The following is a 12,225-nucleotide window of genomic DNA, read 5'->3' as shown; positions in this document are numbered from 1 at the left end:
TAAGGAGTAGAAAACTTGAAAAAACATATTGTGACGTTCATTTTTACAGTAGTTTTATTGATCGGTGGAACGACCGAAAGTTTTGCCGCTTCTTCATCGTACACAGTCAAAAAAGGTGACACCCTTTACAGCATCGCCAAAGCTTACAACATTTCGATAACAGACCTAAAAGCGTGGAACGGATTAACATCAAACACGATTTTTCCAAAGCAAGCTCTAAAACTTACAAATGGTGGAACACAAGCTGCAAGTAAAACACCATCGAGATCCAATGAAAGTAATGAGGTAAAAGAATTAACGGTATCAGCAAGTGCATATACTGCCAATTGTAACGGTTGTTCTGGAATTACTGCAACTGGCATTAATCTAAAACGCAATCCAGATGCGAAAGTCATCGCGGTCGATCCATCAGTAATTCCATTAGGGACAAAAGTTTACGTGGAAGGATATGGGTATGCGGTAGCAGGAGATATCGGCGGCGCGATTAAAGGAAATAAAATTGACGTCTTTTTCCCAACAAAAAGCGAAGCGTTCAAGTGGGGACGTAAAGACGTGAAAATAAAGATTCTAAAATAAGAACTGTTTAGCCAATCCCTTAAATGATAAAGGGGTTGGCTTTTACTATTTTTTTAACTTATCAAATATTCGTGGTAAACTAGTAGGAAACGGGTAAGTGGGGGAATGGCAATGGATAAACGCAGAATGATTATCGGTCTACTTATATTGCTTGTTGTACCAATATACATATGGATTGCTTACTTTGAAATTCCAGACAAGGCTAAAGTCGGTGAGGAGAAGCTTCAGCAAGATCCTTTAACGCATGATTACGAAAAAATGCTGTCTTTTCGAACTACCTATATGGGAGATGCATCAAATACGAATGCATTCTTTGAAGCTTTGCCGTTGAACGAACATAAAGGGACGGTTGAAATGGATTTGAATCGCTTTTATCTCCTCGTTCATTATCCGATAGCTACTTCCGATCTGGATGGTATTGCTGAACAGGCGGTAATTTATAATACAACTGCTGCATTTGTGTTAATTGGTAACCTTCAAGAAATAGAATTGAAATTCCAAGATCAATCATTTAAGGTGACTCGGGATCGAGTGGAGAAGTGGTTTGGAGACGATTTTACAACGTTGAGCGAACCGTCGAACTTCAAAGAGAAGGTGCAACAACGATTAGATGATTCATCGCTGAATGAGTGGCTAGCCGCTTATACGGAAGGAGAATGACAATGGATATTTATATTGTAACGGGTGCTTCAAAAGGGCTTGGGTTTGAATTGTGCCAGCAGTTAACAGAACGAGGACATGAAGTAATTGGCGTTGCTCGTACGAAAACACCGGGGATTGTGAAATTCATTGAGGCTGATTTAACCCGAACCGACAACTTAGAAGACACGATTCATCAAATTATTGAAGAATATGAACAGAAAGCGACCTCATTTACCTTGATTAATAACGCTGGAACTGTAGAGCCGATTGGTCTAATTGGAACGGTAACTGCTAGGCAGATGGAGCAAGCTATCGCGTTGAATTTGACAGCTCCGATGGTATTGTCAAATGCTTTCATTTCAAAGTTGAAGAGCTTCCGTGGTCAAAAGCGTATTGTTTCTATCTCGTCTGGAGCGGGAAGGAATGCGTATGAAGGTTGGGGTGTTTATTGTACGACTAAAGCAGGATTAGACCATTTCACAAGAGTCGCTGCAATCGAACAGCAATCTGCAACCTATCCTGTCGATGTGATGTCCATTGCTCCAGGTATTATAGACACCGGGATGCAAGAAACAATTCGTTCGAGTGATGCCTCGGATTTTCCATTGCTTGACCGCTTTGTTGATTATAAGGAACAAGGTAAGTTGAGTAGTGCAGGAGAGGTCGCGGGTAAATTGATTGCTTTGCTAGATCGCAAGGACTTCCGTTCTTTCTGTCCGATTGCGGATATTCGAGAAATCTAACGTAACCGAATCAGTATGTATTAAAACCGCGTGGAGACAAAATCTACATTGTCCCTACGCGGTTACTTAATTTTCCGTTAGAATTACTTCATCAAACTCTCGGACTTTTTCTAGGGCAATCAAGAATGGTGGGTTGTTTCGTTGATTCAACAATTCGTATCGAATAACATGGACGTCCGCCTGCCGTAACGTTTTTACGTACTGGAGTAAGGCATCTCGCTCTTGTGGTCCGCCTTCGTGTCCGTCATAGACAGATACAGTGATGATTCCACCTTTTTTTAACAGTGCAAGGAGTTTATGAATCGCTTCAATAGTGGATTCGGGTTTTGTAATGATGGTTGGATCGTCACTGTAAGGAAGGTACCCTAAGTTGAACATCGCTCCACCGATAGGCTTTTGCACGTATCGGTCCACATGTGCATGGCTATCTAACACCAAATCGACTCGATTAGCCAAGCCAGCCAATCTTTCTTTCGTTGCGCGTAGAGCGGCTTGTTGGATGTCGAATGCAAATACCTTTCCTTCTTCACCAATTAACTCCGCTAAGAAAACGGTATCGTTTCCATTACCGGCCGTTGCATCGACCACGGTTTCTCCTGCAACTACGGTTTCGGCTAGCAACCTTTTCGCGAATGGTAAAACTCTATGTAATCGGATTTGACGCATGTATATGAACCTCTTCCTGTTTTTTATTGATCAAATGAGCACCTTCATTGTAACATGTGGCAATGAAATGGCATCATCTGAATTGTGAAACTTATTCTGATTATCTTGTGAATGCGGGAAAAAAGACATACACTCAAAATATTGACTGTAAATGGATTTTCCTCACTGTCTATTCTGAGACATATTGAAGAATCCCGAAGTCATAACGAAGATGATCGGAATGGAGGCGATTGCCATTGCCTAAAAAAGTTTGGCTGCTCGTCATAGGGATGTTAGTGAATGTTATTGGTAACTCATTTCTATGGCCGTTAAATACAATTTATATGCATGAATACCTTGATAAGTCATTGGCGGTTGCCGGTCTTGTCCTCATGGCGAATGCCGGGGCAGGCGTTGTCGGAAATCTGCTCGGTGGTTTTTTATTTGACAAAATAGGCGGATTTAAATCCATTATGGCAGGAATTGTACTGTCCATCATAGCTCTTGTTTATCTTGTCTATGATCATAGTTGGTATCCATATATCATCTTTTTGACGATTTTAGGATTTAGTGGCGGCATTATTTTTCCAAGTATGTTTGCCATGGTCGGTTCTGTTTGGCCGGAAGGTGGAAGAAAAGCATTTAATGCCATTTACCTTGCTCAAAATGTAGGTGTCGCCATTGGACCGGCACTAGCGGGATTAGTAGCATCTGTTCATATCGATTATATATTTTTTGCGAATCTGGTATTTTATATCGTGTTTTTAGGGATTGCGTATTTCGGTTATAAAAACCTTGATATCGCACCGGACCGTCATACGGATGTCATTCGGGAAGCCGGACGAATCAAACATAAAGCGCCCTTTTATGCTTTGCTCATCCTTGTGTCAGGGTATTTGATTACATGGCTTGTGTATTCTCAATGGGCCACAACGATTTCAACACATGCTTTGTCTCTTGGCATTTCACTAAGGGAATATAGTTTCATTTGGACGATAAACGGGTTGCTGATTGTTTTAGGGCAGCCGCTGATTAAACCCCTTATTAAGCGGTTGGAGCACCAGTTGAAAATGCAAATGTTCATTGGCACAAGCATTTTTACCCTCTCTTTTATTGTTGTCAGTTTTGCGGAGACGTTTGAAATGTTCATCGTGTCAATGGTTATTCTGACATTTGGTGAAATGATTGTATGGCCAACGATTCCGACGCTTGCTAGCCAATTTGCCCCGAAAGGCAGAGACGGTTTTTATCAAGGAATTGTTAACTCGGCAGCCACAATTGGTCGGATGATTGGTCCGTGGGCAGGTGGAGTGCTTGTTGTAATGTATGACATGAAAATTATGCTACTCATACTGACGAGCTTCATGGCGTTTACCTTGCTGACAACCGTGTTGTATGATCGTCCATTGCGAAATTTCGAGCAGAAAGAGTAGCTAGAATAGGAGTTATCAAACCGGGAAATCGATATTGATTTCCCGGTTTTCAGTTTAGAAGATTGCGTCTTACGAAATAGTTTGATTAAATGAAGAGAGAACCATTTACTGAATTGAAGGGGGAACGCGAAATGAAACCGATCTATTCGACAGCGATGGAAGCGATTTCACAAATTGAAGACGGGGCAACATTAATGGTGGGGGGATTTGGTCTCGTCGGAATCCCTGAACAGCTCATCTTGGCGCTTGTTGAAAAAGGAGTAAAGGATTTAACAATCATTTCGAATAACTGTGGCGTAGATGACTGGGGATTAGGTCTTTTATTAAAAGAAAAACAGATTAAGAAAATGATAGGGTCTTATGTTGGTGAGAATAAAGAATTTGAACGCCAAGTGTTAGCTGGAGAAATTGAAGTAGAGCTGACGCCACAAGGAACGTTAGCGGAGAAAATCCGAGCAGGTGGTGCAGGAATTCCAGCATTTTACACGCCAGCAGGGGTTGGAACGACTGTAGCTGAAGGCAAAGAGATTCGTACATTCAACGGCAAGGAATATGTTCTCGAAGAAGCGTTAGTAGCAGACTTCTCTCTCGTTCGAGCGGCTAAAGCGGATAAAATCGGAAATCTCATTTATAACAAAACGGCTCAAAACTTTAATCCGATGATGGCAGCGGCAGGTCGTGTGACCATAGCAGAAGTGGAAGAACTTGTAGAAATCGGAGAACTTGATCCTGCAATGATCCATACACCAAGCATTTATGTACAAGGTCTGTTGCAGGCTAAACAAGAAAAGCGGATTGAGAGACTGACAACTCGATAAGGAAGGGGAATGTTCACGATGACGAAAATCAATTTCAGGGAACGGATTGCAAGACGGGCAGAAAAGGAAATTAAAGATGGCGATTATGTCAATCTTGGAATTGGGATGCCGACACTCGTTGCTAATTACATTTCAGACAACAAGACGGTTGTTCTGCAATCAGAGAACGGGTTACTTGGGATTGGGCCGTATCCGACGGAAGAAGAAGTCGATCCAGATTTAATTAATGCGGGGAAAGAAACCGTGACAACGATTCCGGGTTCCTCCTTTTTCAATAGTGCTGAGTCATTTGCAATGATTCGCGGAGGCCATGTAGACGTGGCAATTCTCGGAGGTATGGAAGTTTCTGAACAAGGTGACTTGGCGAATTGGATGATTCCAGGCAAGATGATTAAAGGCATGGGCGGTGCGATGGATCTCGTGCATGGCGCAAAGAAGATCATTGTCATCATGGATCATACCGCAAAGGATGGATCCCCGAAGATTAAGAAACAATGCACACTTCCATTAACGGGTAAGGGTGTCGTGCATAAGATTATTACCGAGCGCGCGTTAATAGAAGTGACACCGGACGGCTTGGAATTGAAAGAAGTATTTGAAGGCTTTACGGTTCAAGATGTTATTGATTCTACCGAAGCGGAATTGATTGTCAAAGAATTAGCGTAATCCCTTGAAATGATTAGTTGTAATTCGGAACTTTATCGGGTACACTACAATAAAATGATATGAAATAGCGTTGGCGTTGAAGAGGAATAGTAATCGCTTTAGTCATTCAAGAGAGCAGGCGGAAGGTGCAAGCCTGTATGACGGATCGATGAACTCGCCTATGAGCCTGTATCGGTGAAAGATCAGTAGCTGGTGCCGTTTTCCGCGTTAAGGAATCAAGTTGGGCGACCTCGTCGTCAATTTGGGTGGCACCGCGGGAGTAACAATACCTCTCGTCCCTTATTTTGTTAAGGGACGGGAGTTTTTTTATTCCCAAAATGCCGTGCGCAAATCGTGTCAATGGGAAGGAATGAATTGAATGAGTTATAAACATGTACAGATTGAAAAGAAGTGGCAGGACTATTGGAAAGACCATAAAACGTATAAATTGGTCGATGATGAAACAAAACCGAAGTTTTATGCACTTGATATGTTCCCTTATCCTTCCGGTGCGGGATTGCACGTCGGTCATCCACTCGGGTATATTGCAACGGATATTTTAAGTTCATTTAAGCGAAAGCAAGGCTACAATGTGTTGCATCCAATGGGTTGGGATGCGTTTGGTTTGCCAGCTGAGCAGTATGCAATTGATACAGGGAATGATCCTGCTGAATTTACAGCGAAAAACATTGCAACATTCAAACGCCAAATGAATGATCTTGGCTTTTCCTATGATTGGGACCGTGAAGTGAACACGACGGATCCAAAATATTACAAATGGACACAGTGGATCTTCATCCAATTGTACAAAAAAGGATTGGCGTACATCGACGAAGTGCCTGTTAACTGGTGTCCAGCGTTAGGAACAGTCCTAGCAAACGAAGAAGTGATTGACGGTGTTTCTGAACGTGGCGGCCACCCGGTTGAACGTCGTCCGATGCGCCAATGGGTATTGCGTATAACGGAATATGCTGATCGGTTGCTAGAAGATTTGGATGACCTAGATTGGTCAGAAAGCTTGAAAGACATGCAACGCAATTGGATTGGCCGTTCGGAAGGCGCGCAATTGACGTTTGCAATTGACGGAACAGATTTGTCATTTGAAGCATTTACGACGCGTCCGGATACGATTTTCGGTGCGACGTATGCAGTGTTAGCACCAGAGCATAAGCTTGTTGATAAAATTACGACGGCTGAACAGAAGGAAGCGGTCGCAGCGTATTTGGATAAAGTGAAGACGAAAAGTGATTTAGAACGAACAGATTTAGCAAAAGAGAAGACGGGTGTATTCACGGGCGCGTATGCAGTTAATCCTGCGAGCGGTGAAAAAATGCCAATCTGGATTGCAGATTATGTCCTTGCTTCATACGGCACAGGTGCAATCATGGCGGTTCCTGCGCATGACGAGAGGGACTACGAATTCGCGACTGAGTTCAACTTACCGATTGTTGAAGTTGTTGCAGGTGGCGACGTATCCAAAGAACCGTATACAGGCGATGGGAAGCATATTAACTCTGAATTCCTTGACGGTCTGGATAAAGAAGAAGCAATTGCAAAAGCGATTGCATGGTTTGAAGAGCAAGGCAAAGGCGAAAAGAAAATTACGTATCGTCTACGTGATTGGTTGTTCTCGAGACAACGTTATTGGGGTGAACCAATTCCAATCATCCATTGGGAAGATGGTACGATGACAGCAGTAGATGAGTCCGAATTGCCATTGATGTTGCCGAAAACGGACAATATCAAGCCGAGCGGAACAGGTGAATCACCACTTGCTAATATCGAAGAGTGGGTAAATGTCGTTGATCCGAAGACAGGAATGAAGGGTCGTCGTGAAACAAATACGATGCCGCAATGGGCAGGAAGCTGCTGGTACTACTTACGTTATATCGATCCGGATAACGAGGAAATGCTAATCGATCCGAAGCTTGCTGAACGTTGGCTACCGGTTGATATTTACGTCGGCGGTGCAGAACACGCGGTACTTCATTTGTTGTATGCACGTTTTTGGCATAAAGTGCTTTACGATATCGGTGTTGTGCCAACGAAAGAGCCATTCCAAAAACTATTCAACCAAGGAATGATTTTAGGAGAAGGGCATGTGAAAATGTCCAAATCACTCGGCAATGTCATTAACCCTGATGATATCGTTCATTCACACGGCGCGGACACACTACGTTTATACGAAATGTTCATGGGACCACTTGATGCATCCAAAGAATGGTCGACAAATGGTCTTGAAGGTTCACGCAGATTCCTTGATCGGATCTGGCGTTTGTTCGTGAATGAAGATGGCACACTTAGCTCGAAAATTGGTGGCGAACCAGGTGGATCACTTGAAAAAATCTATCACCAAACCGTCAAGAAAGTAACGGAAGACTTTGAAGGAATGCGCAATAACACAGCGATTTCTCAAATGATGGTGTTTATTAATGAAGGCTATAAAGCTGATTCAATTCCGAAAGAATTTGTTGAAGGCTTCCTCATTATGATTTCGCCAATCACTCCGCATCTTGCAGAAGAACTTTGGGAGAAGTTAGGCCATACGGAATCAATTGCGTATGTCGCTTGGCCGACTTACGATGAGTCAAAACTGACAGACGATACTGTGGAAATTGCCGTTCAAATCAATGGGAAAGTCCGTGCGAAAATTGAGGTTGCGAAAGATATTTCAAAAGAAGACCTTGAAAAAGTAGCATTGCAAGATGAGCAAGTGAAACAATGGATTGAAGGGAAAGAGCTGAAGAAAGTCATTGCGATTCCTGGAAGATTAGTAAACATTGTTGCGGTAGGATGAATTGAGTCCGTGGAAAGGGTATATGCCTTTTCCGCGGATTTTTTTGCATGTGGAATTTGTTGGAGTGGTGTTAGAGAGTGTGTGATCGCGAAGTTTAGGAGAAGGGGTAGGTGTTGATGTGTTGTGAAATTGCTTACTAGCTACTGAATGTGTTGGATTGTCAATTTTTATAAGTAATAGTGTTACATTAATTGGAAAAGTGGTGATAAAACGGTGATGAGCGGTGATAAATGGCCGACAAGCGGTGATAAATTGTCGCTGAGCGGTGATAACGGTCAGACAAGCGGTGATAAAACACGTGTAAGCGGTGATAACGCAAATTAAGATCGAGGATGAGCGTTTGATTTCACTTGGAAAAGGAGTATCGGTGGTAAAGTTGCTTGAATCGGTGGTAAATGGGTGAGAACCGGTGGTAACGAGCCGAGAACCGGTGGTAAACTCGCCTGAATCGGTGGTAACGTGAAATGCCCGCTCCTTAGATTGCTTCTTCCACTGAAAAATGGCGAATCGGTGATAAACTGGTCCAAATCGGTGATAACTGCCTGAGAATCGGTGATAAACGCTCGAGAACCGGTGATAACGGTCCGAGAATCGGTGATAACCACCTTCGAAACGGTGATAACGATTTCCGCGAATAATAGAATGCCGGTTTATACGTCTAAGCATCTCATAAAAACTCATTTATCAATTAACCATAAGTCGCATACAAGAGAAGGCAACTTTCATGCTAGAAAGCCGTTCAATACATAACAACAAAAAACACCAGGGCGCTTTTTCCCTGGTGTTAACGTATGTGCACTTACTGTTTTTCGGCAAATGCGCCTGCATTCATTCCGGCAATTCTTCCTGTGACAAGTGCTGATGTAATATTATAGCCGCCCGTGTAGCCGTGAATATCTAAAATTTCTCCACAGAAGTAAAGCCCGGCTTTTTTACGGGACGCCATCGTTTTTGGTTCAATCTCTTTTGTGGAAACTCCTCCACCGGTTACAAACGCTTTTTCGATGGGTTGTGTGCCGTTCACGGTCATTGGGAATTCTTTAAGTAAGCTAGCAAGTTTCCGTATTTTTTCATTGGAAAGTCCTGCTCCAACGTCTGAATGATCAATGCCGGCTTGATCGAAAAGGAAGAGGAGCCAACGTTCGGGTACTATGCCTTTCAAACTGTTTTTGATTGCTTTTTTCGGATCTTCCTTTAACATCGCATGAATCGTCTGGAACGTCTCTTCTTTATTCAAAGAAGGAAGAGAGTCGATTCGCATGTCAACGGGTTGTTTGCCGTTTTTCATCTGTTCTTTCACGACAAACTGGCTGCAACGTAAAATGGCTGGACCGCTTAATCCGAAGTGGGTGAAAAGCATGTCCATCTGGTGGGTAACAAGTGTTTTGCCTTTTGCATTTAACACGGAAACCGCGACGTCACGGAGTGCGAGTCCTTGTAACTCGTTCGTTTCAATGAATGGTTCATTGGAAAGTAATGGAACTTCCGTCGGGTAAAGTGTCGTTACGGTATGTCCTGCTTTTTCAGCCCATGGATAGCCATCTCCTGTACTGCCGGTTTGGGGCACTGCTTTTCCGCCTACAGCCACAACGACTGCGTTTGCTCGGATTTCTTCACCGGTTTCAAGACGGACGCCCAATATCCGCTCATCATCCATTAAGAGTTTTTTCACGCGTGTGGACAGTTGCACGTCAACGTGAAGGCGTTCCATTTCTTGTAAGAGGGCATTTACAACATCTTTTGCTTTATTCGAAACAGGAAACATCCGTCCGTGATCTTCTTCCTTTAACGGTACGCCAAGTCCTTCGAAAAATGCAATGATGTCTTCATTGTTAAAAACAGAGAACGGACCGTATAGAAAGCGGCCATTTCCAGGTATATTTTTCACAATTTCTTCGAGTGGAAGACGGTTCGTCACGTTGCAACGCCCACCACCTGAAATTGATAATTTATTGCCGAGTTTTTTTCCTTTGTCGAGCAACAGCACTTTATTGCCATGCTCTGCCGCAGCGATGGACGCCATCAAGCCTGATGGACCCCCGCCGACGATAATGACGTCATACATAGTTGGAACCACACTTTCGGTTTTTTCTTCATTATACATGATGTGTCAATTCAACACGTACATACGTACAGTATAAGTGTCTGTGAGCAATGTCTTTCGTAATGAATCGTTTTTCTTATATAAAATTAGGGTAAACACTTGTATTCTGTTAGTCCTAGTTAATCATTGTGTAATGAGCGAGCTGGAGGTAAACTGTTAAGTAGCTTCAATGGAAAAGTTCTATAGATTGGAAGGATCTTACATGTCATCAAATCTTGTCAAAGGTACGGCCATTTTAACAATTGGTCTTTTTTTATCAAAAGCGTTGGGCTTATTATACGTCATCCCGTTTTATGCAATTGTTGGAGAAGAAAATATCGGCTTATACCAATATGCTTACATACCCTATAATTTGGCGTTAGCAGTTGCTATCTCAGGTGCACCGCTGGCCATCTCGAAGTTTGTTTCGAAATATAATGCAGTCGGAGATTATGCGACCGGACGGAAGTTAATGAAATCAGGGATGCTTGTCATGGTGATGACTGGCATTTTGTCGTTTTTAGTATTGTTCTTTTTGGCAGAACCGATTGCACATCTAGTTATCACAAATGATGAAAAAGACTTTTCAATTGCCGAAGTTACATCTGTCATTCGTTGGGTGAGTTACGCGTTGCTTGTCGTGCCGCTGATGAGTATTGTCCGAGGGTATTTACAAGGAAATCAAAAGTTTGAACCGACATCCGTTTCGCAGCTTATTGAACAAATCGTCAGAATCATTGTCGTACTTCTTGGTGCGTTTATCGTCGTAAATGTTTTAGATCTTTCCCCACGGATAGCTGTTAAATTTGCAGTTTTTGCAGCCTTCATTGGTGCTTTGGCTGGTCTAGTAGTTTTATACAAATACTGGTTAAAATACAAGCCGGAATTTAACCAGCTATATGAAAGTAGTCCACCAGCAAGCGATGTTACGTTCATTGATATGTATAAAGAAGTCATTGGTTATACAATCCCATTTGTTCTTGTCGGTGTCGTCAATCCACTCTACCAATTTGTCGATATGATTACATTCAACTCGACAATGGAGTCGATTGGCCGAGAAGAAGTTGCGAAGACGTATTTTACGATGCTCAACTTTTTAACACATAAAATTGTTATGATTCCTGTTATGGTCGCGACTGGGTTCTCGATGGCATTGATTCCGGTTATTACAAGATTTTACACAAAAAATGACCAAAAAGGTATTACGCGATCGCTCGATCAAACTTATCAAATTATGCTGTTTCTCACTGCTCCCATGGTTCTTGGGCTCATCGTTCTTTCAAATCAAGTTTATACATTTTTCTATAGTGATAACCCGGTTGGCGCAGATGTCCTTGCAACATATGCTCCGGTTGCGATTCTATTCGGACTATTCACTGTTACCGCAGCCATCCTACAGGGGATTGATAAGCATAAGTGGATAGTATTCACTTCGCTCGCTGGATTGCTCGTAAAAATGATTTTGAATATCCCGCTCATCAAGCTTTTCGAAGTGAACGGTGCAATCGCTGCAACAGCAATTGGGTACACAGTTGCAGTGGGGATTAATATTTATGTGATCTCGAGAGTTCTGCACTATCAATTCAAAATGGTGTTTAGAAGGCTAATACTGATCGGGATTTTCAATGTAATCATGTTTATAGCTGTTCACTTTACGTTGAAGGGACTACTTGCATTCAGTCCCGTAGATGGTAAAATGCAGGCCTTACTTTATGTATTAATTTGTGCTTTCGTTGGTGTTGTCATCTATGGTGCATTGTCGCTGAAGTCGGGACTTGCACAAAAGTTATTTGGCGATCGTTTGACGAGAATCACAAGAAAGCTTGGTTTAGGAGGATAATAA

The 12,225-nt window shown here is 42.6% G+C and carries 10 protein-coding genes and 1 other annotated feature; of the genes, 8 read left to right on the top strand and 2 right to left on the bottom strand.

Going from position 1 to position 12,225, the window contains the following annotated elements; genetic code table 11:
• Positions 1-15: 15 nt before the first annotated feature.
• From ACVHUV_RS16420 to ACVHUV_RS16410, 3 genes are all read left to right on the top strand, one after another.
• Positions 16-576: a 3D domain-containing protein gene (locus ACVHUV_RS16420; RefSeq protein WP_462085319.1), complete on the top strand. Its 561-nt coding sequence runs from the start codon at positions 16-18 to the stop codon at positions 574-576.
• A gap of 111 nt (positions 577-687) precedes the next feature.
• Positions 688-1,236: a DUF4825 domain-containing protein gene (locus ACVHUV_RS16415; RefSeq protein ID WP_462085318.1), complete on the top strand. Its 549-nt coding sequence runs from the start codon at positions 688-690 to the stop codon at positions 1,234-1,236.
• Positions 1,237-1,238: 2 nt separating this feature from the next.
• A complete protein-coding gene (locus ACVHUV_RS16410; RefSeq protein ID WP_462085317.1) occupies positions 1,239-1,961 on the top strand; it encodes an SDR family NAD(P)-dependent oxidoreductase in 723 nt (240 codons plus the stop codon).
• Positions 1,962-2,027: 66 nt separating this feature from the next.
• Here ACVHUV_RS16410 and mnmM read toward each other — a convergent pair whose 3' ends face one another.
• Positions 2,028-2,618: a tRNA 5-(aminomethyl)-2-thiouridylate-methyltransferase MnmM gene (mnmM, locus tag ACVHUV_RS16405; RefSeq protein ID WP_462086929.1), complete on the bottom strand. Its 591-nt coding sequence runs from the start codon at positions 2,616-2,618 to the stop codon at positions 2,028-2,030.
• Positions 2,619-2,863: 245 nt separating this feature from the next.
• Here mnmM and ACVHUV_RS16400 point away from each other — a divergent pair, with 245 nt between their 5' ends.
• The 4 genes from ACVHUV_RS16400 to leuS all read left to right on the top strand — a co-directional run bounded on the left by ACVHUV_RS16400 (position 2,864) and on the right by leuS (position 8,299).
• Positions 2,864-4,039, top strand: coding sequence for an MDR family MFS transporter (locus ACVHUV_RS16400; RefSeq protein ID WP_462085316.1), 1,176 nt, complete (start codon positions 2,864-2,866; stop codon positions 4,037-4,039).
• Positions 4,040-4,170: 131 nt separating this feature from the next.
• Positions 4,171-4,857 carry a CoA transferase subunit A gene (locus ACVHUV_RS16395; protein WP_317942754.1) on the top strand — a complete coding sequence of 229 codons (687 nt, stop codon included), beginning with the start codon at positions 4,171-4,173 and terminating at the stop codon, positions 4,855-4,857.
• A gap of 18 nt (positions 4,858-4,875) precedes the next feature.
• On the top strand, positions 4,876-5,523 hold the full coding sequence (locus ACVHUV_RS16390) for a CoA transferase subunit B (protein ID WP_462085315.1): 648 nt from the start codon (positions 4,876-4,878) through the stop codon (positions 5,521-5,523).
• 67 nt (positions 5,524-5,590) lie between these two features.
• Positions 5,591-5,806, top strand: a binding site (T-box leader).
• A gap of 75 nt (positions 5,807-5,881) precedes the next feature.
• Positions 5,882-8,299 (top strand): leucine--tRNA ligase, encoded by a 2,418-nt coding sequence (gene leuS, locus ACVHUV_RS16385; protein ID WP_462085314.1) that lies wholly within the window; start codon positions 5,882-5,884, stop codon positions 8,297-8,299.
• Between the two features lie 799 nt (positions 8,300-9,098).
• Here leuS and ACVHUV_RS16380 read toward each other — a convergent pair.
• Positions 9,099-10,364 (bottom strand): BaiN/RdsA family NAD(P)/FAD-dependent oxidoreductase, encoded by a 1,266-nt coding sequence (locus ACVHUV_RS16380; protein ID WP_462086928.1) that lies wholly within the window; start codon positions 10,362-10,364, stop codon positions 9,099-9,101.
• A 241-nt stretch (positions 10,365-10,605) separates the two neighbouring features.
• Here ACVHUV_RS16380 and ACVHUV_RS16375 point away from each other — a divergent pair, with 241 nt between their 5' ends.
• Complete coding sequence (locus ACVHUV_RS16375; RefSeq protein WP_462085313.1) at positions 10,606-12,222, top strand: putative polysaccharide biosynthesis protein; 1,617 nt, start codon at positions 10,606-10,608, stop codon at positions 12,220-12,222.
• The last annotated feature ends 3 nt before the right edge of the window (positions 12,223-12,225 follow it).

It is taken from the genome of Sporosarcina saromensis, from assembly GCF_054901285.1.
This window is presented reverse-complemented; position numbering and strand designations above follow the sequence as displayed.